Genomic DNA, 26,100 nt, shown 5'->3' with positions numbered 1-26,100 from the left:
GCTAAAATTTTAATTCTGTTTGACCTTTCTTTGAAACCTCTCTTTCGTGTTGCAGCAACCATTGTTTTCGCCATAAGCCACCGGCATAACCCACCAATTTTCCGCTGCTACCAATTACTCGATGGCAAGGAACCACTACAGCAATATTGTTTTTGCCGTTAGCAGCAGCTATTGCCCGAATGGCTAAGGGTTGATGTGCCGAAAACTTAGCATACGAGGTAGTTTCACCATAAGGGATGCTAAGTAGGTTTTGCCAAACCCCTTGCTGAAATTCAGTTCCTTTTTGTTTTATTGGAAAATCGAAAGCTTTTAAATCACCTTCAAAATAATTTTCAAGTTGCTTTGCCACAATTTTGGTCAACTCATTTTCCTTTAATTCATCAATATTTTGCTCTGAAAAAGTGATGGCGTAAACAAAATCATCATCAGCTAAGATGGTTATTGTTCCAATTGGCGATTCTAAAACTGATGCGTAATCCATATTTTTTACCACAGATGTTCACAGATAAACACAGATTTTGGCTTACAATAACAATCAAATAACTTATCTGTGTTTATCCTTTTCATCTTTGGCTAATATTTCAGTGTATTCTGTGTTTCCGTGGCTGAGTCTCTTTTCTAACTAGCTTCGTCTTTCGTCGTTATAGTCCATAAAATATTTTTGCCACGGAAGCACGGAGTTCACGGAATAAAAAAAACATTATTTACTTTTTAAGTAATCTAACAGATAGTTTTTCGTATATTCTGTCTTTCCGTGGTTAATATTTAACAGCTAAAACTTTAAACAATATTACAACAATCCAACAAATTACCCTTACAATATTTATCAATAAAAGTATCTTTGCGGTTATGCAATTAGCCAATGAGGTTAAATATTTAATCCACAAGGAAGTGCTATTAGAGTGGCGCTCCAAATATACCATCAACGGTGTATTATTGTATGTAGTTTCCACCATTTTTACCTGCTATTTATCTTTTGTAAGTTTGAGCGATAAGCTTGCCTGGAATGCATTGTTTTGGATAATTATTTTGTTTGCATCTATCAACGGAGTTTCAAAAAGTTTTTTACAGGAAACTAAAGGGCAACAGTTATATAGTTACGTTTTAGCGAGTCCGGCTGCGGTTTTAATATCGAAAACAGTTTATAACGTTTTGCTAATGTTGGTATTAACTACCATCGCATTGGGTTTTTATACTTTGGTGTTCGATTCGTTTACACCGCCCGATTTGCTTTTATATTACGTAGCCGTCGTGATGGGTAGCATCAGTTTTTCAACAGTTTTTACTATGGTTTCAGCCATTGCAAGTAAAGCCGGTAACGGTGGAATGCTGATGGCAATTTTAAGCTTCCCGATTATTATTCCGGTACTCATACTTTTAATAAAATTAGCAAAAAATGCAGTTGATGGCTTGCCCTGGGAGAATAGTTACGATGAAATTGGAATGTTGTTGGTTGTAAATATGCTTACCGTTGCCACCTCATTATTGTTATTTCCTTACCTTTGGCGGGACTAAAAAATGATTGAATGATAGAATGAATGATTGAGAGAATGTGAATTTCTATCGCTTAAAATCATTGAATAACAGCGGCAATATTCACTCCTTCAAAAATCACTCCTTCAAAATTAATATATGTATGAATAAAACTTGGTGGAAAATTTTAGGTTCAGTGCTGGTAGTTTATACTGCAATTGCAGGTTTGTTGCTTGGCGTGCCTCGTTTGCCTATTTTAAATGAATCAATCAGGAATTTATATTTCCACGTACCTATGTGGTTTGCCATGATTGTATTGTTCTCCATTTCTGTCTTTTACAGTATTAAATCTCTTAGCTCCAAAAGTGAAATTGATGATATGAAAGCTGTAGAAAGCGTAAATGCAGGGATCATTTTTGGTCTGTTAGGATTAGTAACAGGTGCCATCTGGGCAAAATATACCTGGGGCCAGTTTTGGAGTTTCGATCCTAAACAAAACTTTGCAGCCATTTCAGTTTTACTCTATTTTGCTTACTTAATTCTTCGCAATGCGATAGATGAGGAACAAAAAAGAGCTAAAATTTCTGCCATCTATAACATCTTCGCTTTCCCGATGATGGTGGTTCTGCTTTTCGTTTTACCACGTCTAAAAGATTCATTACATCCTGGTAATGGTGGTAACCCGGGTTTTAACAGCTACGATTTAGATAGCCGAATGCGGATGGTATTTTACCCGGCATGCTTAGGCTGGATATTAATTGGTTACTGGGTTTACACCATTAAATTCAGATTACGCTCACTAGAAAACAAACAACAAGCAAATTAGATTAAAGAGCAAGGACAAAGGATTAAAGACTAACCATCCAAGATTAAAAACACCAAAAAAATTAAAAACTAACATGAAAAAGATATTGTTCTCCTTAATATTAATGCTTGTTACAATCCAGCTATCTGCGCAAGATAATGGCGTAGAAATGGCGGATAAGTTGCGTAGCGATGGTAAAATTTACGTTGTTGTTGTCTGCATAGTGATCATTTTGCTTGGATTATTGGCTTACCTTTTCTCTATCGATAAAAGATTAAAAAAAATCGAAAAAGAAAACTTACCTAAAAACTAAGTTTAAACAGTTTGAAGCTGTCTTTCTCTCCAGTTTTAATTGGTGTTGGCTTTACACTAAGTATTTTTTCATTTGGATATATGCGTTTTTTTTAGGCAATTTTGCGGCATACTTAATTCATAAAAAAGAAATAATGGCTAATCTAGCAGACGAGAACAAGTTTTTTGCTGATGTATGCAAGAACTTTGACAGTGCGGCTCAATTCACCAACCATCCTGAAGGTTTATTGAACCAGATTAAAGCGTGTAATAGTGTTTATCGTTTCCAATTCCCAATTCGCCGTGGAAATGGTTTCGAAGTAATTGATGCTTGGCGTGTTGAGCACTCGCATCATATGAGTCCGACAAAAGGTGGTATTCGCTATAGCGAAATGGTTAACGAAGATGAGGTGATGGCGCTTGCAGCCCTTATGACTTACAAATGTGCCATCGTAAACGTTCCATTTGGTGGCGCTAAAGGTGGTATCAAAATCAACACTAAACAATATAGTGTTGCCGAGTTAGAAACCATCACTCGTCGTTATACAACAGAGTTAATCAAGAAAAATTTTATTGGTCCTGGTATCGACGTTCCTGCTCCTGATTATGGATCAGGCGAACGCGAAATGAGTTGGATCGCAGATACTTATATGACCATGAATCCTGGTCAGTTAGATGCATTAGGTTGTGTTACTGGTAAGCCAATTGCACTCCACGGTATTCGCGGACGTAAAGAAGCTACTGGCCGTGGTGTTGCGTACGCTGTACGTGAATGCGTAGATGTTGCAGAAGATATGGCTAAACTTGGTTTCAAAGCCGGTTTGGGCGATAAAAGGGTAATTGTTCAAGGTTTGGGTAACGTGGGTTATCACTCTGCTAAATTCCTGGCCGAATTTGGAGCGACTATAGTAGGTCTATGTGAGTACGAAGGAGCAATATATAATCCGAACGGCTTAAATGTAGACGAAGTTTTTGCACACCGCAAAAATACGGGTTCAATCCTTGGTTTTCCAGGTGCTACAGATTTCAAAAACTCGATGGACGGCTTAGAGCAGGATTGTGATATCCTTGTTCCTGCAGCTTTAGAAAACCAATTTACAGAGCATAACATCCGCAACGTTAAAGCAAAAATTATTGCCGAAGGCGCTAACGGACCTACAACTCCAGAAGCTGAGGCTATTTTCACAGAAATGGGCGGAATAATTATTCCAGATATGTATTGCAATGCCGGTGGTGTTACGGTTTCTTATTTTGAGTGGTTAAAAAATCTTTCTCACGTAGCTTTTGGCCGCATGGAAAACCGTTACGCAGCTAACTCGAATGCTAATCTGATTAATACATTAGAAAACTTAACAGGTAAGACTATCCTTCCAGAACACCGCTTAATGATTGTTAAAGGTGCATCTGAGATCGAATTGGTGAACTCTGGTTTGGAAGATACAATGATTCATTCTTACCACGAGATCCGTGAGACTTTGGTAAATAAACCAGCGACCCAAACATTAAGAACAGCGGCATTTGTTAATTCGATTGATAAAATTGCTGTTTCTTACATGAATTTAGGTGTTTGGCCATAAGCCTATCACAGTAATTGCGAATCTCGATTTTGTCAAGATTCGCAATTTATTATAAATCCTTGCAGATATAAAATTTGCAAGGATTTTTTTTGGAAATTTTAGTTCTTTGCTTTGAACGGTCGTCCTTGCGAGGTACGAAGCAATCTTATGATAAAATAATACCACAAATGAGATTGTACCAAAGGCATTCCTCGGGAGCTTCAATCGATAAAAATCGATTTCGCCTGAATGCCGCAGGCAAGCAACGACGCAAAGTTAAAACCTCAATGGTAAATCCTTATTCAGAGGAAGTGATACTCAATTCTTCCAAATCTAAACGCCATTCTTCTTTTCTGATAATATCGTCGTCGTAGTTTTTATTACTTTTCAAATGATGTAATTCATCCCTTTGAACCTGAATCAAAGCCAGCACAATTTCATGATATGCCTTCAAATCTACCTGATCAATCTGTCCAGCTTTAAAGGCTTTCAGGGTATCTTTCTTTTCAATTAACGAGTGTTGGAGTTCGGCTTTCAAATTTACCATTAACTCATTGTGGGTACATTGATATTTATAATCAGCTTTCAGTTTATCCAACGAGAGATCAATTAATTTAAGTTTAATCTGGCTGGTCTGTTCCTGTTCAGATAATTTATGTTTCGGAGCTGGAATATTTAGCCACTTGATAAAAAAAGGTAGCGTTAAACCCTGTACCACCAGCGTTACGAATATAACCACGAAGGTGATAAATAAGATCAGGTTCCTTAATGGAAATGGAATCTGATCGGAAATCATTACCGGAATAGATAATGCTGCGGCCAAAGAAACTACGCCCCGCATTCCGGCATAAACAATTACTAACGAAGAATGCCAGGTCATGTCCTGGTAGCGCACTCTTGTTTTTTTGTTAAAAATCCTGGTGATCCTGGCAGTGGAGAAGAGCCAGATAAAACGCACTACCAAAGCAAGTACACTTATTCCCACCCCATAGCCTATTGCTCTACCTATCGGGTAATCTGGGCCAAGACCTGCTACGATATCTGGCAAAGCCAAACCTATCAAAATAAAAACTACACCATTTAACAGGAATATCAAGGCAGACCAAACCGAAACGGTTTTAATTCGCGAGCTTGAGGTTAAAATAATATGAGATTGACTGGAGAGTAATAAACCTCCAGAAACAACTGCCATTACACCCGAACCCTCAAAATGTTCTGCTACGATATACATGAAGTAGGGCGTAATTAGTGTAAGCACGGTATCAATGTTTTCGGTTGTTGGAAGCCATCTGTGTATGGCGTAAAATATACCGCCAATAGCCAAACCAACCAAAATACCACAACCCGCTACGGAAACAAAATCTATAGCTGCATCATGCAGAACGAAAGTTCCGGCGGTGACTGCGACCAATGCGAATTTAAACACGATTAAACTGGAAGCATCGTTTACCAAACTTTCGCCCTCCAGTAAAGCACTTACCGTTTTTGGAATTTTTAATCCTTTAAGTACTGCGGCTGCAGCAACGGCGTCTGGCGGCGAAATAATTCCACCCAATAAAAAACCTAAAGCCAAAGTGAAACCCGGTATAAATGCCACGGAAGCATAAGCTACAGCCATTGATGTAATAATTACCAAACCAACGGCCATTAAAAAGATCCCACCTTTGTATTCCCAGAAATCCTTCCAGGAGGTAAACCATGCAGCCTCATAAAGGAGTGGAGGTAAGAAGAGCAGGAAGACAATATCGGGATCGATTTTTATATGGGGGATACCAGGAATAAATCCGATAATTAATCCTGCTAATACTAAAAAAATAGGGTATGAAATCTTTAATTTCTGACCAACCATCACCAATAATGTCACGCCGAGTAACAAAATAAGGATTAAAATAAGATTGTCGTGGAGCATATTTGCTATTAGTTTGTTGCACTAAATTTATTAAGAATATAGGAATGATAAAATTCTAAAGGGTCGTCAAGAGTTGATAAAGGGCATTAATGTCTTGATTGTTCATTTCTAATTTTCCTTGTATGGCGATTTTCTTGTCACGGGTAGCTTGAGCTGTGACGGTTAAATATTTCAGGCTTTCCAGATACCTGGAGATTATTGGCAAGCTAACCTGTCGGTTTAATTGTTTAAAATTGACATTCAAGGCAAGGAAGTTATTGTTTTTTTGCGAATATTGATGAAGGGAAGGTTCTTTCGTTGTGCTGAGGGTAAGTTGCTTGCTATTTCCCCCAACAAATACCTGGTAAAGAGGAAAAACTGATTTGTTAACCACGCCGCTATCCAGGTAAATAACGTTTTGACGGGCCAGGTAATTTTTTAACGGCAAAGCATCAGCAGAAATATTGATAAGGACATTTGGAACATCTTTTTGCTGAAGCGTTACTTTCTGCACCTTTTCGAAATCATCGTTGTATTCATAAGTAATAATTGAATCCGTTTGCTTTATGGTATTTATCCATTCCATATCAATGTTCCCCTGATAATATTTAACCAGGCTATCTTGCTCAATAACCACATTTTTTAGCTTGAATTCTTTTTTGATGTTTCGTTCGAAATCTGCATTCAGCCAAAAGTTCATTACATGGTTTGTATTGGCTGGCTGATGGCTGTTCAGCCCGCTCTTAATTTTCATTCCTTCTAGTGTATTAAAAATGCCATTGAAGCTGATTTCGCCACTTTTAAAATCAAGCTCCGCAAGCTGAGCATTTTCTTGAAAAGCGACGTGACTGCTAGATTTTATCAGCTGGCTAAATCCACCATCGCTCATTTCTTTAAAGTCTTTTTCATTCAAAACATCTTTCAGGACTGCATCAAAATTTGCAATCTGACTTGAAAAAACTACTGCAGCACTTTTTTCATCGTACCAAATTGCTACGTTACCCAATACAGATTTTGCATAGTTAAGCTTATTGCTCACCTTTTTAATTTTAAACCCTACGGCCTTGCTTAAAAAATCTTCAAAATTTTGGAGATTCCTGATTTTAAATCTGGCGAAAAACGAGGTATTCGGTTGATCCTTTATGGTATACAAATATAGGTTTGCAGGAATGCTTAATCCATGGTCTATGCGCTTAAATGAACGCCCAACATTTTTCCCGGTATCTGATTTAAAGTAATGAACCGGGTTTGAGATGGCATTGAAAGCCAATGTTTTTAAAATTTCATCAACACTTATCTTTACTAAAGAAGTGGTATTTTTTGGAATAGCTATTTGATTGGCACTGTAATTCCTATACTTGAGCGTACCAAGAAACAAAATCAGCAGCGATATTAAAATCACTGCTGCTATTTTTAGAAATTTCTTCATACGTCATTTTTTGCCGCAGATTTTCACAGATGAACACAGATTTTTAACAAGTTAATTTCGTGTTCGTCATTTTTACCTGTGGTTAATTGTTGAGTTATTTCGAAGCATTTTCAATTAATGAAAACAGATATTTTAAAGCATTCTCATGTCCATTAGGTATTTCAGCACTAATGTCTGCAGAAACTACATTTCCTTTAATTGGATTCGATTTCATATAGATATTTCCCATTTTGCCCAAAGTTTCATTGAATTTCTTTGCCGTTTCTTCGCCTCCAATTTCTTCGGTAGGAACTTTGCCTACCAGGTTTTTCGCATTGAATAAGAAACTAAAATTGTTTTTTGCCAAAAGCGTTTTATGCGATTTACTAATGGCCGGAACGAAAGTATTGTTGCTGATACTTTCCATTTCAGTTATTGAATTGCCAAAGAAAACGATACCATCTCTAATCATAAAGTAAATATCGATCGGGCTTTTCTTCTCCTCAATTTTATAAATGTTGTTGTTAACCGTAACATAGTTTTTATTCATGCCATACTTAATCAGCTTGTTCATCAATCGATGATCTTCTGATGAAAACATAAACAAGAAATCAGGTAAAGTTTCTTTTTTGGTTTTTGTTACTTCTTTTCGATTATAATCATCATCATAATCGTAAGTGGTGTAGGTAACATCTTTGGTATTTAAGCCATTAATTACAAACATGGCATCGCCTTTCACTACCATGCTTACCGCTTCTTCATCTAACAAAAGCGAAAATAAATCGGTTCCCAATTCAATTTCTTCTCCCATGTTTTTCCCTAAAAACGAACCATAAGTCTGTTTCATTAATTTAGGAAATTCTTCTAAATAGGCTTTTGTATCAATAGAATAACCCATAAAGCCAATTGCTTTATCACTATTAACATACTTCAGAAACTTTTTATTTAATTTCCTATTCATTATTTTTTTGTAGGCATCGGCTTGATCTTTGGCTAATTCTAAGCCTGTAGAAATGCGGAAACTTTTTTCATCCATAAAAAGCTTGGCATTTAAACTGCCATAACCTGTCATTAACCCCGATTTGCCGTAAGTACCAAATTCGGGAGCAATGGAATTGTAAGCATCCTGTAGGCTGGAAACCCAAAGTTCGGCAATGGCTTTGCTATCTAAACTAGAAGCATAAGATTTATTTTTTTCTATGGATTCATAATTCTCGGTGAATATTTTATTGGCTTCGGCAGTCATCCAAACCATAGCCAGCTCTTTTTTCAAGCTGTCCTGTTCTTCTCTTTCCTTTCGATATTCATCATACCGGTCGTCAGCATCGCCGGCTTCAGTCATTACAGCGGTGCTATCGGTTGTGTATCCTTCTTCCATGTAAGGTGAATCCACGACCTCAATCATTGGTTCCTTTATTTCTATAACTTTTTTTGGTTTTTTAGCAATCGCTTTAGGTTTGCTTTTTGCGCCCTTCTTTTTTCCTTTTGATTTCTTTGCAGCACTGTTCTTTTTTTGTGTCGGGTGCTTCTTTTTTACTACCTCACGGCTTTCCATTTGAGGATATGATTCGCCAATGGTGGGCGGTGCAGGAACGTCGACAACTACCACATCGCTGGCAACAGCTGCCGTACTATCTACAGTTGTAGTACTTTCTAGCGCAGCAACATCTCCATAATTAGTTTGATATTTAATGTCCTTAATGCCGTAGCGGGCAGAATTTGCCGAATCGGCAAAGAAAGAACTTCGGATGCTCCCTGTAATGAAATACAACATATCCTTATTCCACTTGATAATAACGCCTCCGTTATCGGGCATTTTCAATGTTCTCACATCGCCATCAACTATGATTTTTTTGTCTTTATCCTTTATCAGGCTTTCAAATTTCGCAGCATCTTTGAGCGGAATCAAAAAACAATTGTAGGTAATACTATCACTCAATTGGTTGAAATAGTACATGTTTTTTTCCAGATTCACACCAAAATCTTCAATACTATTTAGATTTTGATCAAGGGATTTTGATGTTTCTGTTAATAGTTTTTTGCCGAGAAACGACTCATTAAAATCTTTAACAAACATCAGTTTAAATACATTGTCGCCTTTGATGGTAGCAACAGTAAAAGCGTTTGAAGGGATTTTTTTGACTAGATCTTGAGCGTAATTTAATTTAGCGAGAAATAGAATGGAGACCGCAATTAGAATTTTTTTCATTTTTATTTAGATAGTTGTATTTGATTGGAAACATTAATTTTTCCATTAATTAAATCCATTACACTTGCTTTAAGCATAACCGCTTTTTTTGATTTTGATAGATTTGAGGCGGAATTGGTAGTACTGATAACTGGAGACTCAAAGCGGTAAATGCTGGTATACATTGCGCCATTAAACACCGCTTTATCTTTACTTTTAAGTTTATTGTACTCGGTTTTTGCTGATGCAACCGCTTGATATTTCCGGCTAAAAGTTTTGGTTGTTTTATTATAAGTGTATGAAGAGGTATTTGTTGCTTTGATTTTCTGCTGCGCAAGGATATTTTTGGTAATGTTGTTGATATTCGAAACATCCTTGAAAGAAAAACTGATGGTAGCGATGTAATTATTAAAATCGCTGGTGGTTTTAACATTGGTAATGCCTTCACTTTTACGCAAATAAGCTGCTGCCTCATTTAGTTCCTTTTGAATTTTTTGCTTACTAGGCACTTTATACCCTTGAACACTATCCAACAGCATTATTGATGCTACTTTAGTTTTACTTTGGCTCAAATTAATGGTTAACATTACATCGCCAGTGCCATCGTTTCGCATGGTAATCTCTTCAACAACCTGAAAACATGAACTCAATATGGGTATGATAAATGCAACTGCAACTAAAATGTAGAACTGTCTAAGGTTCATAAAAATTCTTTAAATAAATGGGACGCAATTGAGGAATAATCTGAAGCTTCAAACTTAATCATTAAAGACGAAATTTTAATCGATTTTCATTTCCAATTTGAAAGCACTGCCGATTTCGAAAGTTGAAGGACACTATCTGACAAGAAATTTTAAGAGGTGGTCGTTTCCATGCGGTTAACCTGGGTTAATAAACCCCACAGAAAGTGGTAGCCCCGAAAGCCAATTTTTCATTGGATGAGGGCTAAAGCAAATGGCGGGATTGATTAAGCTAAGAATTGCTATTTGGTCATTTTCTAAATATTATTTAATGAATTTTTTTAACAGTTATCGATTTATAAAATCTTAACCAAAATTTGGTTTCCGTATTAATCAGCTAATTGTCAATATAAAGACAAGAAAATTGTTAACTGGCGTTCGCTATGGCTATTTTTCTATCTTTGTTGCCAGCTTTTACACTAACATACAAAATGAAAAAAAGTGCAATCATCGGTTTGATTACCATTGCTATTTCGGTGGGAATCTTATTTAGCTTAAACGCCAATACAGATACTTATTCAAATTTCAAAGAAGCGGCTTCTTCACAAAAAGAGGAGCACGTAATGGGTTATTGGGAAAAATCAAAAGGAATGTATTATGATGCTGTGAAAGATGCTAATCATTTTGCATTCCATATGAAAGATGAAAAAGGAGAAGTTCGAGAGGTGATTTATAATGGCACAAAACCTCAGGATTTTGAAAAATCTGAGAAATTAGTTCTTATCGGAAAAATGGATAAGGACAAATTCTACGCGTCGAAAATTTTAATGAAATGCCCATCTAAATACAATGATAATCTCGTTGAAGTGAATAAAGATGGTAAGGTGGATACAGTTGGTAAGTACGGCGAAAAAAAATATAATTAATTTTAATGGATATTCAGTTTGTAGGCGAAAACCTGTTGCCGGGTAAAATCGGGCAGTTTTTTATTGTGTTGGCTTTTAGTGCATCGTTACTTTCAACAATTGCATATTTTTTTGCCAGTCGCAAAGAAAATTTAGAAGATAAATCTTGGCGTAACCTTGGTAGAATAGGCTTTTTGGTTAACTGGGCGAGTATAATTGGCATCGGCGTGGTGCTTTTTTACTTAATCCTTGGCCATTACAACGAGTATAATTATGTTTATTTCCACTCTTCGAAAGAACTTCCGATTTACTATATCGTTTCTGCTTTCTGGGAAGGACAGGAGGGAAGTTTCTGGCTTTGGGCTTTCTGGCAATCATTTTTAGGTGCACTTTTAATTTGGAAAGCTAAAACCTGGGAACGCCCTGTAATGACCGTTGTGGCATTTTCGCAAGTGTTTTTAACCTCAATGATGTTGGGAGTAGAAATTTTTGGCGAACGCATTGGTAGTTCTCCTTTTATCTTACTGAGAGATGCGGTTGATTTAAAAGCGATGGCTCCTGTAGTTTTCGCAAATCCTGAAAACTTTGCGAAATACTTAACATTTATAACCGACGGAAGAGGCTTAAATCCACTATTGCAAAATTACTGGATGGTTATTCACCCGCCAACCCTGTTTTTGGGTTTTGCAAGTATGGTGGTGCCTTTTGCTTACGGAATTGCTGCTTTGTGGCAAAAACGTTATAAAGACTGGATTAAACCTGCAATGCCATGGACGCTTTTTGCGGTGATGGTTTTGGGTACCGGAATTATTATGGGGTCATTCTGGGCTTACGAAGCGCTAAACTTTGGAGGTTTCTGGGCCTGGGATCCGGTTGAAAATGCTTCGCTGATTCCGTGGCTAACCTTAATTGGTGCAGTACACGTAATGATTGCTTACAAAAACACAGGTCATGCTTACTTTACCGCAATTGCCCTGGTTTTCTTAAGCTTCTTACTGGTATTGTATGCTTCATTCTTAACCCGAAGTGGAATTTTAGGTGATACATCGGTACACTCATTTACCGATATGGGCATGTTTGGCCACTTGATTTTATACAATGTGGTGTTTGCTGCCCTTGCTATATTCTTGGTGGTTAAAAGATGGAAAGAATTACCGATAACTACTAAAGATGAGGAAACTTATTCGCGTGAGTTTTGGATGTTTATCGGTGCGTTAGTGGTAACTGTTGCTTGTATTCAGGTGATTTTTTCTACCTCAGTTCCTGTATTTAATAAAGCATTCGGGACTAACTTTTCTCCTCCAATTGATGCAGTTAAATATTACAACAAGTGGCAAGCGCCTTTTGCGGTTTTGGTAACGTTAATTTCAGGTTTCTCTCAATATCTAAAATACAAAAGAACTGATCCGAGAAAATTTTACAGCAGCTTAATCTCAGTGATATTGTTTTCGCTGGTTTTAACCGCTGGTTTGGTATACGTTGCAGATATCTACACCAATACCATGTATATTCTGATCACGTTTAGCTGTATTTTTGCAGTACTTTCCAATGCGGCAATTCTCTATCAAGCTTTCGGAGGCAAGGTAAAACTGGCTGGTTCGGCAATAGCGCACATTGGTTTTGCATTCTTAATTTTGGGTGCCCTTATTTCTGCGGCTACGAATAAACCACTATCCATCAACGCAAATAATTTCATTCCTGTAAAGGATTTCGAGAAGACTGAAAAGCCGGGTGAAAACATCATGTTATATAAAAACGAGCCCAAACAAATGGGTAAGTATACGGTAACTTATGTTTCAGATACCACTCAACTGCCAAACACGATTTATACTCTTAATTTTAAGGTTTTAGATAAGGAAGGTAAAGTGAAAGAGGATTTCAATTTACATCCTCACGTTCAGGATAATGAAAAGATGGGATTGATTGCTTCACCAGATACCAAGCACTATTTAACTTATGATGTGTATACGCACATTACCAGTGCTGCGGTAAAGCAGGCCTCTCACGAAGATCATGAAGGTCATTCTGATGATGAAAATTATAAAGCACCAAGAATTGTTAGGGTTTCGGTAGGGGATACCATTCATACTTCAAGTGGAATTGTAACCGTAAAAGCGTTAAATAACAAACCTGTTGCTAAAGATTTGGTGTTGGCCCAAGGCGATTATGCTGTTGGCTTACCTTTGGAAATTAATGCCGCTGGTAAAGTTTATACTGCCGAGCCAATGTTTTTGATCAAAGGGAATAACACATTCGATTTTGCTCGTAAGGTGGATGAGTTGGATTTGAAATTCCGTTTTGCGCAGGTTTTGCCTGACGAGAAAAAGGTTGAACTTCAAATTTTTGAGAAACCTCAACAAGCAAAAGACTGGGTAGTTTTTAAAGCCATTGAGTTTCCTTTCATTAACTTATACTGGGCAGGTACTATTATTATGGTCATAGGTTTCTTGCTATCTATTTTTAGAAGACGAAAAGAAGCTAAAGTAGCATAAGTAGATGAACATTGTTTTAATAGGATCTGGAAATGTAGCCACACACTTAGCTAAGGCATTAGTTGCCAAAGCAGAAAATGTAGTGCAGGTTTATAGCCAGAATCTGTTAAATGCCAGTTTACTTGCGCAACAAACAGATGCCGAAGCAATAAATCAGTTATCCGAAGTGGATCAGACTGCCGATTTATACATCATCTCAGTTAGGGATGATGCTATTGAACACGTTGCTTCAGCTTTAAAAAATGTTGAGGGGCTTGTAATTCATACTTCAGGTACAACTGATATTTCTGCGATTAAGAATTACACAGCAAGAGCCGGAGTTTTTTATCCACTGCAAACTTTCTCCAAAGTGAAGGAAGTTTCTTTTGATCATATTCCGCTTTGCATCGAAGCGAGTAACATCAATGATCTAGAGATTTTGAAACGACTTGCTGAAAAGCTAAGTGATCAGGTTTATGAAATAGATGGAGAAAAGAGAAAAGCACTTCACCTTGCTGCTGTTTTTGCCTGTAATTTTCCAAACCATCTTTATGCTTTAGCAAATCAATTTCTTATAGAAAATGGGCTTGATTTCAACATTATCAGACCTTTAATTGCTGAAACCGCAGATAAGGTGATGGATAATTTACCAGAGAAAGTGCAAACTGGTCCCGCTGTGCGTGGAGATGAGAGCACTATGAATAAGCATTTAGGTTTGTTAGAAAGCCAACCTGAATTGCAGAACATTTATCAAACTTTAAGCAAGAGCATAAAATTAATACCTAAATAGCATTTTTACGGCTTTTGCTTCTTACTTTTGCAAAATATTATGAGCATTTTTAAACTAAAAATAAATTTCGAAGAAGCAGATCATGCACCTGTAGAATTACCTATAGCAGCTGGCGAGTCGGTTTTAGATGTTTGCCTGGATAATGGCATCGAACTTCAACACAACTGCGGCGGTGTTTGCGGATGCAGTACATGCCATGTTTATGTTACCCAGGGAATGGATAACATTGAAGAAATTTCTGATAAAGAAGAAGATTTTATTGACAGGGCGGTAAGGCCTCGAATAACCTCACGTTTGGGCTGCCAGTGTGTAGTGATTAATGGCGATATTGAAGTTACCATTCCTGATCAATCTGGATTTATGGGACATTAGGCTTCTTTATGAAGTTTTCAGTCTAGAATCCGAAGGTCTGAAGCTCCAAACTCGTAGCTTAATAGCCTTAAAACTTTCCAACAAAATTACCCAACAATACAACCTAAAAATAAAAACATGAACAACGATAAATTTGCCTTACCCTTTTACTGGAATGATTATGAAGATATTGCAATGTCTTTATATGAGAAATTTGGAGATGAGTTTGGCGAAACTAAGATTTACCGCATCCGTTTTACCGATTTGTTAGAGTGGGTTTTGGAATTACCTAACTTCAAAGGCACCCGTGAAGAAAGTAGCGAAGGCCATTTAGAGCAAATTCAATCTGCCTGGGTTTACGAGTGGAGAGATAATCAAGATTAGTAATGAGTTACTGGTTGTAGGTTACAGGTTATAGGTTTGAAATTATCATTTTGACGCTCTAACTTGTAATATAATCCAGCAAATTTTGTGCGATTTAAGGTTTTAAACACTCTGTTTACAAACCCTGACTAATAACCTGTAACTCTCAACCCACAACACAGCATGTTTCTCCAAAAATTAAAAGAAATTACAACCTTCATTTTTGATGTTGATGGTGTGCTTACCGATGGTTCTGTGCAGGTAACTGATAATGGCCAATCATTGCGTACTTTCAATATCAAAGATGGTTATGCCATGCAACTGGCGGTTAAAAAAGGTTATAACTTGTGCATTATTTCAGGAGGAGATGGTATTGCGATGGGAAAACGATTTTTCAACCTAGGCATAACTGATGTATTTTTGGGGGCTGGCGATAAGGTTTCCATCTTTAAACAATATCTATCTGATAAAAAAATCACGGCAGGAGAAGTGCTTTACATGGGTGATGATATTCCTGATTTAAAAGTGATGAAATTAGTCGGATTGGCTACTTGTCCCGCTGATGCTGTGGAGGAAATCAAAGCTGTTTCTACCTTCATTTCCCCATATCCCGGTGGCAAAACCGCTGTTCGCGATATTATTGAAAAGGTGATGAAGGTGCAAGGCAAGTGGTATGATGAACATCCTAACGCTGCTGATTCAAGCAAATAATTATATTTCCTAAAACTGAGGCTGCTCTCTATCCGCTATTCGCAATCGAAAAGCCAATTCGATTTGCAACAGCGAAGTTACACTCTTCCTTTAAACTTTTGATTTCAGATTTACTCCAACAAGTCTAAATTTCAAAACAAAAAAAATGAAAAAATTAATGATGATTTGTGCATTGTTATTCTCAGTAATAACTTATGCAAATGCGCAGCAAGGTGGCGGTCGCGGCGGTATGATGATGAAACCGGAAGATCGTGTAAAACAACTTGATGAAAAGTTGAAGCTAAACGATGATCAAAAAACAAAGCTGACCACTGTGTTTACTGAGCAAGCTGATGCAATGAAAAAAATGCGTGAGGAAGCTCAAGGTGGAGACAGAGAGGCAATGAGAGAGAAAATGCAAAAATTTCGTGCAGATGGAGATGTTAAGGTGAATGCCGTTTTAACTGAAGATCAAAAAAAGCTTTATAAAACATGGCAAGAGGAGCAACGTGCTGAAATGCAGAAACGCATGCAGGAACGCGGTGGAAATAACTAAGTTTTAAATAAAATGATAATAACAAAAGCGGCTTTTCTGTCGCTTTTGTTATTTTAGCGCTTTCCGAAATATTATGTTGAATAAAATTCCCATTACACTCGCTTCAAAATCTCCACGCAGGCAAGAGCTGCTTAAACTTATGGGCCTTAACTTCAAAGTCGAACTTAGAGATGTGGATGAAAGTTACCCCGAATCTTTAAGTCCTGCTGAAATAGCCGTTTATATTTCAGAGCAAAAAGCAAAAGCCTTTGAAGCAGGCAACGAAGTAGTGATTACTGCCGATACCATTGTCGCCCTGAATGGAGAAATATTGGGAAAACCAAGAGATAAAAATCATGCACAGGAAATGCTTGCTAAGCTATCAGGAAATAAGCATGAGGTTTATACTGGCGTAACGCTTGTTAAAGGCAACAAAATATTTTCTTTCTATGATCGAACCGAAGTTTATTGTAAAGCTGTTACAGGCGAGGAAATCGATTTTTATATTGATAATTATAAACCATTTGATAAAGCCGGAAGTTATGGTGTCCAAGATTGGTGGGGACTTGTAGTGGTAGAACGCATTGAGGGATCTTATACCAACGTAATGGGTTTACCGACGGAGAAACTGTATCGAGAATTAGAAAAATTTGTAAGTTTTTAATCCCTCGGAGTTTTTTTTATTTCTATCTGTGGAATCCTAAACCATTTTTCATCATGTAAGCAAATACACCGAAAGATGAAAAATTCAAACGCACTAGTGACCATTGCTGAACCTTGCACTCAAAACTGGGAGGAGATGGATCAAAAAGATGGATTTAATTTTTGCCAGGCTTGCAATAAATGTGTGGTAGATTTTACCGGATATAGTAACGCTGATATTATTAAAACATTAGCCAATGGTTCGTCAGAAGTTTGCGGAAGGTTAACCGAGACTCAACTCAACCAGCTTAATTACCATCTGGTAGTGGCGCCTGCCAATAGAAACTGGATGAAATATATTGGGGTTTTAGCCATTGGCGTAAGCATTTTTACGCAGAATGTTAATGCTTCGGTACTAACGGAAAAGCCAGAAACGCAAATCGTCGAAAAACTGCGTAGCCATGCAGATGAGAAGAAACCAATTACCATAAAAAAGATTAGCGGCAGAATTTTAGATGAAAATAAAAAACCGCTGACAGGAGTTAGAGTGGTTATTCTGAATACTAAATATTATGCTTCTACTGATAAAAACGGTAATTACGAGATAAAATTCACCAGCGGAATCAGAAACGAAAACAAAATCCTTGCAGTTCAAAGCGCTCGGTTCTCTGGCAACATGACCTTAAATTATGCTGTAGAAAAGCAAGTTGATTTGCTCTTAAGAATGGAACCGATGATTGTAGGAAAAATAATGTATGTTCCGAAAAAGGGAAATACAATCTTATAAAAAGCCTGCAAGCGAACCCATTTTCAAATCGTAAGTGGAGAGGATGATTTCATTAATTTTTGCTCTGCCCAGTACGTAGTTTGTAATTAGCGTGGCCATCACAATCATATCTACCCGAAGCGGAATCATACCTTTCATGGCTGCTCGTTCCGAATGATTGCGATTTAAAAGTTCAATAGCGGTTTCGATGTATTCATCATAGTTAAATGCGTAGGTTTTGGCTGTCGCAATTTCTACCGGATAATTCTTTTTCTTGATGATCAGTTCAGCAAAGGTTTCAAATGCACCTGCAGATCCAATTAAAATTTTGGGTTCGTACTGTTCACATTTCTCAAATAGCGCTGCTAATTCGATTTGAATATGATATAGAAGGGCATTTTTGTCTTCATCATTAATAGGATCAGATTTGAAAAACTGTTGCGCTAAACGGGCGGCACCGATATTGTAACTTTTTTTCCAGAGCAATTTTTCGGTATCACAAAAGATAAACTCTACACTTCCGCCTCCAATATCCATAATTAAAGATGATTGTTTGATCGGACCGCTCAGCTTTACACCTTGATAAATCAGCTCTGCCTCATCATCGCCACTAATTACTTCAATCGAAATTCCACAGGTTTGTAAAACAGCTTCAACGAAATCCTTTCCGTTTTTGGCACTTCGCACAGCCGAAGTTGCGGTGGCCTTAAGCTGCTCTACCTTAAATTCTTTGATGGTTTCTGCAAATTTTTCTAAACAGGCTATACCACGATTGAAAGCTGCCGGTATAATCATGTTCTCGTTAATCCTTCCTTCGCCGAGTTTAACTGGTACATTGGTTTTGTAAAGTATATCGAAGTTTTGCTGTGCAACTTCTGCAATAAGCAAATGAAAAGTGTTGGTTCCTAGATCGATAACTGCGATTCGCATTTTGTAATTATAAAATAAAACGGTGCAAGGGCTGCCATTGATAGTAGCAGAAAGTTATTTAATAAACCGGATTGAAGCGATATCTTCCGATGGCTTTGCCGAACAGTCGGCACTAAATACCATTGGGAATTTAGCAAAAAGCCGGACTTACCTTAAAGAATTCGCTGCTTTTGCTTTCCCGGTCAGAATAAATTCTTCAAACCATCAAAAATACTTTCGAAAAAGGTGCCAATATTCAAACCGCTACTGTGGTTAAAATAAACAAATATTAAAAAGGCTAGAACAACAAAAATGATGAGTTTCCTGAATGCAAAAGCAATAATCACCAGCGCAATAGGGATAATAAAAAGCCATAAGCTGCTAATAGCATAAGGGGTGAGGTCAGCATCTTTCTTATACACGTAAACCAGCTTGCTATGGGTGCCCGTATCGTTTTGATGTTTGATATATACAAATGTAGATTTATCGATAGGAAGGGGTAGCACCGCAATTCCATCGTTAAATTTTAATACCTGGGTAAAGCCGCTAACGCTAAAGGTATAGGTGCCATTAATATTTTCGTTTGGAACATTTAATGAATCGGCAGCTATGATGGCCAGTTTATTATTTTTAAGCAAATTTTCTTTTACGAGAAAATTATTGATGGCTGCAGTTTGTGCCGAGCTAAAAAAACCGATTAAACACAGGGATAATAGTAAAATGATTCGCTTCATTCGATAGAACGTTTATTGTAAATTAGATAACCGATATGTAATAATACACCATTTCTTTTAATTGCATCGTTATATAAATTGTAGCTTAAGCTTACAGGGCCCACAGGCGTATGATAAACTACGCCAGCTGTAGCCGCATAGCGTATTTTGCTTATGGCTTTCGCATAATCTACATCTTGAAAATTATTTAATTCGAACTCTTTATGTGGCAAAAATAAGTATCCTTCCAATCTAAAATCCAAATTTTTTCTAAAGTTATAAATGTTTTTTATTCCTCCTGCTGCGTATGTGGTGGCTCTAAACTTATCTAAAAAGAGCGATCGGCTATCTTGTATCGGGTAAAATGCCGGAGAAACCAAAAGAGTAGAATAATAATTACTAAACAGGGGTTGGTTCGAAATTACTCCCTCAACAATGTAGCCTAAAGTGTATTTGTTAAGGTGTAAAAAATAGTTTTCCTGGGTGAGTTTGATACTTCCCCATTGCCGTAACCTGCTTACGCCAATTGGTTTTGAAAAACCAGGGATATTACGTGATATGTTACCTGGATTATAATTTTCGCGACCGGTTGTGTAATTTACACTGAGAGAAAAACTTTGACCATTAGTGGCATATTGTTTTCTATTTAATGAATTTTTCTCCAGATTTAACGACCCTCTAAAACCGTTGAAAATAGTTTGATCCAATAAATCGCCTACCGAAAAAGTATTGTTAGGACTGTAGCGGTCGTTATTATTGATGAAATTAGCATGCAAAACTACCTTTGTATTGTAGTTCAATGGTACACCCATCATCAAATCTATTTTTCTATCCGACTGCTCTATATAAATGGGACGGGGATTTTCGATAAAAATTTTGCTCGTATTGTAGAAGTTCCAGTGGTTATAAGTAAGCTCAGCCGCTAAAAAAATGGGCAGTTTTGTGGGATAATCGATCCGGCCATTAACCTGAACAGATTCATAAAATCTGCCTGAATAAAAGCTGGTGCCAAAAGTATAAGCTTTTCTATTGAGGTAATTATATTCTGCACCCAAAAAAACGTTGCTTATTGGCCTGGTCGAAATGTTGCCACCTAAATCGAGTTTGAAGCTTTTTTTTGGTTGTGCAACCACCTCAAAAGTATAATTGTCAGTAACGGCCTGGTATGATATTTTAGGGTAAATGGTTTCAAAAGTTTGATCGGCGACTAGTTTATAGTAACCCCGTTTGATATCTTCAAGATTAAAGGTGGCCTTATCACTTTTAAAAAGCCGCTCTACATATTTTTTTTGCTGACTATTTACGCCGGAAACAATAATATTGCTAAAATTTAAATCGGGTTTACGCGAATTAAATGCTGCCCTTTTCCGTTCCAGCTCCAGTGGGTCGACTCTCTTTGCGATCAGGGCTTTAATTCGAGGCATATCAGCCATGGTGGCATCATATCCTTTTTTAATTAAATCCTCGACAGGCGCAAAATTGGTTACACTGTAAGTGCCCAAATCGGGCTGGATATAAATGCCGTTTTTGCCAATCATGGTAGAATCGGATTTAGATAGAAACATGTAAACCAAAAAGCGGTTCATCAGCCTATCATCAATATTTTTTGGATATTCGTTATAAGTTTTTGAAGAAACATTTGCGCCAATTACATAATCGGGTTTAAACTCTTTTTCCATTACATCGGCTGGAAAGTTATTGTACAAACCTCCATCAAAAACATATTTCCCATCCAACTTAATTGGCCTGTAAACAATGGGAACAGTCATTGTAGCTCTCACAGCTTCGGCTAAACTTCCTTTACTTACGGTGATGCTTTTCTGCGAAAGTACATCGGCAACCATACAACGATAAGGCACAAAGAGGTTATCAAAATTATCTTTCGAAACTGCCGATGCTTGAGAAAAGAGTTCCAAAAAAGCAAAATTAAGTGGAATATCGTTGATGATATTGGAGCGAAAGCTAAAGTGGAAACCAGTATCAATGGCCACTTTGGCTGTTAACATCGATGCATTTGGTGCGTTTTTTTGAAAGTAATACGTATAATCACTCGTGTATCTTCCGTTTACCCAGTTTTGAAATTCTTTGCTTACCGCAATTTGTTCAATTTGCTTAGGCGAATAGCCCGCGGCGTACATTGCACCCACAATCCCGCCCATTGATGTTCCGGTAATATAATCTATCGGAATTTGGTTTTCCTCTAATGCTTTAAGTGTACCAATGTGAGCAAGTCCTTTGGCGCCGCCACCACTAAATACAAGGCCTACTTTTTGCGCATGTAGCTCAGCACAGCACAAAATGAAGAGCATCAGCAAAAATCTTTTAAAAGCTACCACTCCTCTAAAATAGTGTTTTCTTTTAAAATTAATTCAACATGAAAATGCTATAAGTTAAAAATGATGCGAAACCTACCCAAAGAATATAAGGTATGAATAAATAGCCCGCCCATTTATCGATCTTGTGAAATGCAATAGCATTAACCACAATTACGATCAGTAAGATGAGGATTTCGAATAATGCGAAGCCTATTTCATGAAGGGAGAAAAAGATAAACGACCAGCATAAATTTAAGATCAATTGGATAAAATAGATCGCTAAAACCCTTGGAAAATGGGCGATTTTATCTCGCTTTATCCAAACTAAATAAGCCGCAATTCCAATTAATATGTAAAGGCTCGTCCAAACCGGAGCAAACAACCAGTTTGGTGGGTTAAAAGAGGGTTTGTTTAATGTAGGATACCATGTTTTAACCGATTCAGAAGTTGCCAAACCTCCTAAAGCGCCAATACCCAGGGTGATGACAATATTTATTAAGAACGCTACAGGTTTAAATTTCATCCTAATTTTTGGAAACTAAACAACCACAAATCTTAAAAGTTTCATTAGCGGCCAATTCCTGGAACCACAGGTAAACTCTCACTACCATCTTTACCAACACTTTGTACCGCAAATAAATAATTGTCTTTACTATAAGGGACCTTTAATTCGGTTGCTATAGTAAAAAATTTCTTTTCCCAAACTGGGCTGCTCGTTTCACGCATTAGCACATAATAACCTTTTACAGGGCCATTTGTTGGTGCTTTCCAATACAAATATGATGAATTGCTCAGGTTCTTTACATCGATTTTTACCTCTACAGGGCTCGATGGGGCTTTTGCCAGATTGGCCAAAACTGAAATGTTTACAGCAGTATTTTTCCGGAGATATTCAAAATCCATAAACTCCTGTAAATCGCCATAACGAATACCATTTTCGGTTCTTAAGTCCTGATGTTGGTGGTCAAAATTTTCGTTCATTTCAGTAATTCTCACTGCCGGAAATCCATTTTCAACAAAGGGTGTATGGTCGCCACCACGCAAGAAACGGTCATTTCTATAAATAAGCTTCACTTCGAGTTGATCCACGTATCTTTCGCCAACTTCTTTTACATATCGAGCCAATTGCCGGCTTTTCCCATCATTTTCTAGACCAAACTGACGGATGGCTTTTGCATTCTTATCCAACTCGTAACTAGGTAAGCCTTCGCTAAAAACCCTCAGTCGGGTATTGTCGATAATTTGCGTTTCGCTGCTATTGTTACTGCCAATCATATCATTGTTGAGCATTGCATCAATATTCCAACCTTCTTTTTTGGCTTTGGCTGCCATAAATCCAGATCCTAATAATGATTGTTCTTCGCCACTCACCGCAACAAAAATAATTGTGGCAGAAAATTTATATTTACTCATAATGCGGGCCGCTTCAATCACACCTGCAACCCCACTACCATCATCATTAGCACCAGGCGCATCGCTGGTGCGGTTCATTACGTCGGTTACGCGACTGTCTAAATGACCACTAACAACATAAACCCGTTTATCATTTGTATCAGTTCCTTTTAAAATAGCTACCGCATTGCCTAACAAAGTTGCTTTATCAATTCGTTTTCCGTCTGATTGGAAAGTTGTAGTATCTAAAAAGGCTGTTAACCTTCCGTCGCTTTGCTTCGCAAATTGATTAAACTTAGCAACTACCCAATTTCTTGCTGCGCCAATTCCCCTGGTTTTACTTTTTATATCACTTAAAGTACTTCTTGTGCCAAAATTAACCATGGTCGAGATATACTGCTTAAGCGAATCCTTATTCACAGATTTTACCATCGATTCGATATCCTGATTTCGATTAACAATAGTTTGAGCCTGGGCATAAGCGCCAAAAGCAATCAGGAAAATAGTAGTGTAAATTTTATTCATCTTGAGAAATAAATTATTAGGCTAATATATCGAATGATTGCTGAATGTTTAGAGCGATTTAGGCAAAAATCTGTAACATTTAAGCATAAAAAAGCCCTTTGAAGTTTAATCAACGGGCAAAATCACTGCATTATATAAAGCTATTTTGAAGTTACTTCGTTTTGATACACTTTATTGGTGTTCCATAAACCGAAGGCCTTTTTCACTGAAGCTTTAGCCGAAACTGTGTTACATCACCAGCAATCGTTAAGAATATTTTCTCCAGAGAGATTTCGTTGTAGAAGTTCAAGACATCGCTAAATGTTAAATTTGCTATTGAAGGTTCATTAACGATTCGATCGTAATCATAATCAACTTTAGGCTCAATAATAGTTTTGTCTTACCTGTATTAAATGTCTTCTCATTAATGTTTGCATTTTGCAAAAGAGAAGTCATACTTGAAAGTTCTTTATCGAAAGTATCTGCGGAGGCAGCTAATTGCCACTTTTATCTTTCAAAGATAAATTGTCGCTTGTTATGCTTTCGTTCAAAACTGCGTTTAGCATTTCAACTATACCGTCTTTGCTGTCAGCGAATGCTTCTTTATCTAAAGTAAAACTTGCATAAGCTTTTGGCGAGCGATTATTTCTGAAATGATAATGTTCATTCCGTTTTTAAGTTTATAAGCAACAGGTTCCTTGAATGATTGTGCATGTAGAGAGATTGATACTAAGCTTAAGAGCGAAAGTGTAATTGTTTTAATTGTGTTCATGAGATTATTCTAATTTTTTAAATGATTTTCTGCTGTCAAAAGTATTTCTAAAAGCTTCTCAGGTAAATATTCTGTCGATAGAAAGGCACTTTTGCAAGCTGAATGGGATTACATACGTGTTGAAAATTTTATTGGTTTTTTGGTTTTGTAAACAATTATTCATTTCATTCATTTTAATTATGTTGGAATGACTTTTCAAGGAATTAGTTAGCTTTAGCGCACCGCTAAACCGATAAAATGAACTGTCTGATTATTGATGATAATGCAATAGCGAGAAGTGTCCTCAAAAATTTATTCAAAATTGAGGACTCTCTAAAGCTAATTGCAGAATGTGAGAATGCTGCAGATGCTTTTAAGATATTGGCAAATAATAAAATTGACTTACTACTTCTTGATGTTGAAATGCCAAGAATTACTGGTATTGAGCTTGTTAAAGTTTTAGGAGATAAAAGGCCCTTGATTGTTTTTATAAGCTCGAAACGAGATTATGCATCTGATGCATACGATTTAAATGTAGTTGACTTTATTGCCAAACCCATAACGCCCGATCGGTTTTTAAAGGCGATTATCAAGGCGAAAGAAATTTACAAGAATCAAAATTTGTTTATGCCTTCCAAAAAGGATGAATTTATATTTATCAGGGATTCCAATATTATCAGGCGAATAAAGCTTGCAGACATCAATTATTTGGAGGCTAAAGGCGATTATGTAAAAATTTATATGGATAAAAAGAATTACGCAACTCATTCCTCTTTAAAGTCAGTGGAAGATAAGTTGCCGATGGATATGTTTTCTCGGGTGCACCGTTCTCTCATCGTAAATATTAGTAAAATAGATACCATTGAGGGCGGAACGCTGATTATTCAGCAACATTTTGTTTCAGTTTCTGATGCTTATAAATCATCACTAAACAAGCGGATGCAAATTCTTTAATGTATTGAATAGATTTTTATGAGAGAACAAATTGACGTTTTAATAGTAGAAGATAACTTAATTGACCAAAAGCTAATAGCCAACTATTTAGGAGAATACGATTTTAGTTTCAAAATTGTCAGCGACGGACACGAAGCGCAGATTTTGCTCGAATCGCACTCATTTTTTTTAATAATGGTTGATCTTATGTTACCTAAAATAGATGGTTTCGAACTGACTAAAATCATTCGTCAGAAACTTAAGCTAGAGATACCGATTGTAGCAATAACGGCCTTTAATATTAACGAAGTTAAGGATAAATGCTTTGCCGCTGGCATGAATGGATATTTTAGCAAGCCTATCCAAAAGATTGAACTGGTTGGAATGCTTACGCAATTTTTACCAAAGGAGAAGCTAAAATCTGGAGATCAATATGCCTATGAAGTTATTGATTTAAGCTATTTAAAAGAGGTTAGTTTAGGTGATAAGGAATATGAGATCGAAGTAATCGAGAAATTTATCGAGACGATTGACCAGGACTTGTCAGAATTACAACAAAATTTCGCAGAAAAAAGAGGAGAAGAGATCAAGATGATTGCTCATCGTACGCTTTCAACAATTTATATTGTGGGCTTAAGGTCTAAATTGGAGACCAGTTTACGTTCATTAGAAAACATGGATGTATCCGAGATGGGATCACGATTGAATTGTATTCAAGCCATATGCAATAAAGCAAAAGCGGAAGCCAAACATTTTATAGATTCAGTAAAGCAGAAATAAG

Annotated in this window: 25 protein-coding genes; 15 read left to right on the top strand and 10 right to left on the bottom strand. The window is 37.0% G+C overall.

What is annotated here, in order from left to right:
- Nucleotide 1: 1 nt before the first annotated feature.
- Nucleotides 2-481 carry a methylated-DNA--[protein]-cysteine S-methyltransferase gene (locus OQZ33_RS14880; RefSeq protein ID WP_265799831.1) on the bottom strand — a complete coding sequence of 160 codons (480 nt, stop codon included), beginning with the start codon at nucleotides 479-481 and terminating at the stop codon, nucleotides 2-4.
- Nucleotides 482-849: 368 nt separating this feature from the next.
- On the opposite strand from OQZ33_RS14880, the gene OQZ33_RS14875 reads away from it, so the two are divergent.
- The 4 genes from OQZ33_RS14875 to OQZ33_RS14860 all read left to right on the top strand — a co-directional run bounded on the left by OQZ33_RS14875 (nucleotide 850) and on the right by OQZ33_RS14860 (nucleotide 4,146).
- Nucleotides 850-1,515, top strand: a complete 666-nt coding sequence (locus OQZ33_RS14875; protein ID WP_265799830.1) for a heme exporter protein CcmB — start codon at nucleotides 850-852, stop codon at nucleotides 1,513-1,515.
- Between the two features lie 121 nt (nucleotides 1,516-1,636).
- The gene (gene ccsA / locus OQZ33_RS14870; protein WP_265799829.1) at nucleotides 1,637-2,299 is read left to right on the top strand and encodes a cytochrome c biogenesis protein CcsA; all 663 of its coding nucleotides are present in this window, start codon (nucleotides 1,637-1,639) and stop codon (nucleotides 2,297-2,299) included.
- 73 nt (nucleotides 2,300-2,372) lie between these two features.
- Nucleotides 2,373-2,591, top strand: coding sequence for a CcmD family protein (locus OQZ33_RS14865; protein ID WP_265799828.1), 219 nt, complete (start codon nucleotides 2,373-2,375; stop codon nucleotides 2,589-2,591).
- A gap of 133 nt (nucleotides 2,592-2,724) precedes the next feature.
- Nucleotides 2,725-4,146 (top strand): Glu/Leu/Phe/Val family dehydrogenase, encoded by a 1,422-nt coding sequence (locus tag OQZ33_RS14860; protein ID WP_056851338.1) that lies wholly within the window; start codon nucleotides 2,725-2,727, stop codon nucleotides 4,144-4,146.
- 277 nt (nucleotides 4,147-4,423) lie between these two features.
- On the opposite strand, the gene OQZ33_RS14855 is transcribed toward OQZ33_RS14860, so the two are convergent.
- The 4 genes from OQZ33_RS14855 to OQZ33_RS14840 form a co-directional block, all read right to left on the bottom strand.
- Complete coding sequence (locus tag OQZ33_RS14855) at nucleotides 4,424-6,034, bottom strand: Na+/H+ antiporter (protein ID WP_265799826.1); 1,611 nt, start codon at nucleotides 6,032-6,034, stop codon at nucleotides 4,424-4,426.
- A gap of 55 nt (nucleotides 6,035-6,089) precedes the next feature.
- Nucleotides 6,090-7,442: a hypothetical protein gene (locus tag OQZ33_RS14850; protein WP_265799824.1), complete on the bottom strand. Its 1,353-nt coding sequence runs from the start codon at nucleotides 7,440-7,442 to the stop codon at nucleotides 6,090-6,092.
- Between the two features lie 94 nt (nucleotides 7,443-7,536).
- Nucleotides 7,537-9,630: a hypothetical protein gene (locus tag OQZ33_RS14845; protein WP_265799823.1), complete on the bottom strand. Its 2,094-nt coding sequence runs from the start codon at nucleotides 9,628-9,630 to the stop codon at nucleotides 7,537-7,539.
- 2 nt (nucleotides 9,631-9,632) lie between these two features.
- Nucleotides 9,633-10,313 carry a hypothetical protein gene (locus OQZ33_RS14840; protein WP_265799821.1) on the bottom strand — a complete coding sequence of 227 codons (681 nt, stop codon included), beginning with the start codon at nucleotides 10,311-10,313 and terminating at the stop codon, nucleotides 9,633-9,635.
- A 467-nt stretch (nucleotides 10,314-10,780) separates the two neighbouring features.
- Between OQZ33_RS14840 and OQZ33_RS14835 the strand changes: the two genes are divergently transcribed.
- From OQZ33_RS14835 to OQZ33_RS14795, 9 genes are all read left to right on the top strand, one after another.
- Complete coding sequence (locus tag OQZ33_RS14835) at nucleotides 10,781-11,215, top strand: cytochrome c maturation protein CcmE (RefSeq protein ID WP_056851333.1); 435 nt, start codon at nucleotides 10,781-10,783, stop codon at nucleotides 11,213-11,215.
- 5 nt (nucleotides 11,216-11,220) lie between these two features.
- Nucleotides 11,221-13,686, top strand: coding sequence for a heme lyase CcmF/NrfE family subunit (locus OQZ33_RS14830; protein ID WP_265799820.1), 2,466 nt, complete (start codon nucleotides 11,221-11,223; stop codon nucleotides 13,684-13,686).
- A 4-nt stretch (nucleotides 13,687-13,690) separates the two neighbouring features.
- Nucleotides 13,691-14,455, top strand: coding sequence for a Rossmann-like and DUF2520 domain-containing protein (locus tag OQZ33_RS14825; RefSeq protein WP_265799818.1), 765 nt, complete (start codon nucleotides 13,691-13,693; stop codon nucleotides 14,453-14,455).
- A 39-nt stretch (nucleotides 14,456-14,494) separates the two neighbouring features.
- The gene (locus tag OQZ33_RS14820; RefSeq protein ID WP_056851330.1) at nucleotides 14,495-14,827 is read left to right on the top strand and encodes a 2Fe-2S iron-sulfur cluster-binding protein; all 333 of its coding nucleotides are present in this window, start codon (nucleotides 14,495-14,497) and stop codon (nucleotides 14,825-14,827) included.
- 117 nt (nucleotides 14,828-14,944) lie between these two features.
- Nucleotides 14,945-15,190 carry a Fe-S cluster assembly protein IscX gene (gene iscX / locus OQZ33_RS14815; RefSeq protein WP_056851329.1) on the top strand — a complete coding sequence of 82 codons (246 nt, stop codon included), beginning with the start codon at nucleotides 14,945-14,947 and terminating at the stop codon, nucleotides 15,188-15,190.
- 162 nt (nucleotides 15,191-15,352) lie between these two features.
- Complete coding sequence (locus tag OQZ33_RS14810) at nucleotides 15,353-15,880, top strand: KdsC family phosphatase (protein ID WP_265799817.1); 528 nt, start codon at nucleotides 15,353-15,355, stop codon at nucleotides 15,878-15,880.
- Between the two features lie 145 nt (nucleotides 15,881-16,025).
- Entirely contained in the window at nucleotides 16,026-16,415 is a 390-nt protein-coding gene (locus tag OQZ33_RS14805) for a hypothetical protein (RefSeq protein ID WP_265799816.1), read from the top strand.
- 73 nt (nucleotides 16,416-16,488) lie between these two features.
- Nucleotides 16,489-17,058 carry a Maf family protein gene (locus OQZ33_RS14800; RefSeq protein WP_265799814.1) on the top strand — a complete coding sequence of 190 codons (570 nt, stop codon included), beginning with the start codon at nucleotides 16,489-16,491 and terminating at the stop codon, nucleotides 17,056-17,058.
- A gap of 75 nt (nucleotides 17,059-17,133) precedes the next feature.
- Complete coding sequence (locus OQZ33_RS14795) at nucleotides 17,134-17,823, top strand: carboxypeptidase-like regulatory domain-containing protein (protein ID WP_265799813.1); 690 nt, start codon at nucleotides 17,134-17,136, stop codon at nucleotides 17,821-17,823.
- Here the strand turns inward: OQZ33_RS14795 and OQZ33_RS14790 are convergent.
- The 5 genes from OQZ33_RS14790 to OQZ33_RS14770 all read right to left on the bottom strand — a co-directional run bounded on the left by OQZ33_RS14790 (nucleotide 17,818) and on the right by OQZ33_RS14770 (nucleotide 23,656).
- Nucleotides 17,818-18,732 (bottom strand): exopolyphosphatase, encoded by a 915-nt coding sequence (locus OQZ33_RS14790; RefSeq protein ID WP_265799812.1) that lies wholly within the window; start codon nucleotides 18,730-18,732, stop codon nucleotides 17,818-17,820. The genes OQZ33_RS14795 and OQZ33_RS14790 overlap by 6 nt on opposite strands.
- Nucleotides 18,733-18,914: 182 nt before the next feature.
- Nucleotides 18,915-19,445 carry a hypothetical protein gene (locus tag OQZ33_RS14785; protein WP_265799811.1) on the bottom strand — a complete coding sequence of 177 codons (531 nt, stop codon included), beginning with the start codon at nucleotides 19,443-19,445 and terminating at the stop codon, nucleotides 18,915-18,917.
- Nucleotides 19,442-21,733, bottom strand: a complete 2,292-nt coding sequence (locus OQZ33_RS14780; protein ID WP_265799810.1) for a patatin-like phospholipase family protein — start codon at nucleotides 21,731-21,733, stop codon at nucleotides 19,442-19,444. Before OQZ33_RS14780 ends, OQZ33_RS14785 begins: the two co-directional genes overlap by 4 nt.
- Before the next feature lie 55 nt (nucleotides 21,734-21,788).
- Nucleotides 21,789-22,262, bottom strand: coding sequence for a TspO/MBR family protein (locus OQZ33_RS14775; protein ID WP_265799809.1), 474 nt, complete (start codon nucleotides 22,260-22,262; stop codon nucleotides 21,789-21,791).
- A gap of 44 nt (nucleotides 22,263-22,306) precedes the next feature.
- On the bottom strand, nucleotides 22,307-23,656 hold the full coding sequence (locus OQZ33_RS14770) for a M28 family metallopeptidase (protein ID WP_265799808.1): 1,350 nt from the start codon (nucleotides 23,654-23,656) through the stop codon (nucleotides 22,307-22,309).
- 988 nt (nucleotides 23,657-24,644) lie between these two features.
- On the opposite strand from OQZ33_RS14770, the gene OQZ33_RS14765 reads away from it, so the two are divergent.
- Nucleotides 24,645-25,340, top strand: coding sequence for a LytR/AlgR family response regulator transcription factor (locus OQZ33_RS14765; protein ID WP_265799807.1), 696 nt, complete (start codon nucleotides 24,645-24,647; stop codon nucleotides 25,338-25,340).
- Nucleotides 25,341-25,358: 18 nt separating this feature from the next.
- Nucleotides 25,359-26,099: a response regulator gene (locus OQZ33_RS14760; protein ID WP_265799805.1), complete on the top strand. Its 741-nt coding sequence runs from the start codon at nucleotides 25,359-25,361 to the stop codon at nucleotides 26,097-26,099.
- Nucleotide 26,100: the final 1 nt, after the last annotated feature.

This window comes from Pedobacter sp. MC2016-05, from assembly GCF_026239735.1.
Classification (GTDB): Bacteria; Bacteroidota; Bacteroidia; order Sphingobacteriales; family Sphingobacteriaceae; genus Pedobacter.
Note: the sequence above shows the minus strand (reverse complement) of the source record. Positions and strands in the feature narration are given on the sequence as shown.

Excerpts from the sequence above, each read along its gene's own strand:
- OQZ33_RS14880 (WP_265799831.1), bottom strand. The coding sequence starts at position 481 with ATGGATTACGCATCAGTTTTAGAATCGCCAATTGGAACAATAACCATC.
- OQZ33_RS14875 (WP_265799830.1), top strand. The coding sequence starts at position 850 with ATGCAATTAGCCAATGAGGTTAAATATTTAATCCACAAGGAAGTGCTA.
- ccsA (WP_265799829.1), top strand. The coding sequence starts at position 1,637 with ATGAATAAAACTTGGTGGAAAATTTTAGGTTCAGTGCTGGTAGTTTAT.
- OQZ33_RS14865 (WP_265799828.1), top strand. The coding sequence starts at position 2,373 with ATGAAAAAGATATTGTTCTCCTTAATATTAATGCTTGTTACAATCCAG.
- OQZ33_RS14860 (WP_056851338.1), top strand. The coding sequence starts at position 2,725 with ATGGCTAATCTAGCAGACGAGAACAAGTTTTTTGCTGATGTATGCAAG.
- OQZ33_RS14855 (WP_265799826.1), bottom strand. The coding sequence starts at position 6,034 with ATGCTCCACGACAATCTTATTTTAATCCTTATTTTGTTACTCGGCGTG.
- OQZ33_RS14850 (WP_265799824.1), bottom strand. The coding sequence starts at position 7,442 with ATGAAGAAATTTCTAAAAATAGCAGCAGTGATTTTAATATCGCTGCTG.
- OQZ33_RS14845 (WP_265799823.1), bottom strand. The coding sequence starts at position 9,630 with ATGAAAAAAATTCTAATTGCGGTCTCCATTCTATTTCTCGCTAAATTA.
- OQZ33_RS14840 (WP_265799821.1), bottom strand. The coding sequence starts at position 10,313 with ATGAACCTTAGACAGTTCTACATTTTAGTTGCAGTTGCATTTATCATA.
- OQZ33_RS14835 (WP_056851333.1), top strand. The coding sequence starts at position 10,781 with ATGAAAAAAAGTGCAATCATCGGTTTGATTACCATTGCTATTTCGGTG.
- OQZ33_RS14830 (WP_265799820.1), top strand. The coding sequence starts at position 11,221 with ATGGATATTCAGTTTGTAGGCGAAAACCTGTTGCCGGGTAAAATCGGG.
- OQZ33_RS14825 (WP_265799818.1), top strand. The coding sequence starts at position 13,691 with ATGAACATTGTTTTAATAGGATCTGGAAATGTAGCCACACACTTAGCT.
- OQZ33_RS14820 (WP_056851330.1), top strand. The coding sequence starts at position 14,495 with ATGAGCATTTTTAAACTAAAAATAAATTTCGAAGAAGCAGATCATGCA.
- iscX (WP_056851329.1), top strand. The coding sequence starts at position 14,945 with ATGAACAACGATAAATTTGCCTTACCCTTTTACTGGAATGATTATGAA.
- OQZ33_RS14810 (WP_265799817.1), top strand. The coding sequence starts at position 15,353 with ATGTTTCTCCAAAAATTAAAAGAAATTACAACCTTCATTTTTGATGTT.
- OQZ33_RS14805 (WP_265799816.1), top strand. The coding sequence starts at position 16,026 with ATGAAAAAATTAATGATGATTTGTGCATTGTTATTCTCAGTAATAACT.
- OQZ33_RS14800 (WP_265799814.1), top strand. The coding sequence starts at position 16,489 with ATGTTGAATAAAATTCCCATTACACTCGCTTCAAAATCTCCACGCAGG.
- OQZ33_RS14795 (WP_265799813.1), top strand. The coding sequence starts at position 17,134 with ATGAAAAATTCAAACGCACTAGTGACCATTGCTGAACCTTGCACTCAA.
- OQZ33_RS14790 (WP_265799812.1), bottom strand. The coding sequence starts at position 18,732 with ATGCGAATCGCAGTTATCGATCTAGGAACCAACACTTTTCATTTGCTT.
- OQZ33_RS14785 (WP_265799811.1), bottom strand. The coding sequence starts at position 19,445 with ATGAAGCGAATCATTTTACTATTATCCCTGTGTTTAATCGGTTTTTTT.
- OQZ33_RS14780 (WP_265799810.1), bottom strand. The coding sequence starts at position 21,733 with ATGCTCTTCATTTTGTGCTGTGCTGAGCTACATGCGCAAAAAGTAGGC.
- OQZ33_RS14775 (WP_265799809.1), bottom strand. The coding sequence starts at position 22,262 with ATGAAATTTAAACCTGTAGCGTTCTTAATAAATATTGTCATCACCCTG.
- OQZ33_RS14770 (WP_265799808.1), bottom strand. The coding sequence starts at position 23,656 with ATGAATAAAATTTACACTACTATTTTCCTGATTGCTTTTGGCGCTTAT.
- OQZ33_RS14765 (WP_265799807.1), top strand. The coding sequence starts at position 24,645 with ATGAACTGTCTGATTATTGATGATAATGCAATAGCGAGAAGTGTCCTC.
- OQZ33_RS14760 (WP_265799805.1), top strand. The coding sequence starts at position 25,359 with ATGAGAGAACAAATTGACGTTTTAATAGTAGAAGATAACTTAATTGAC.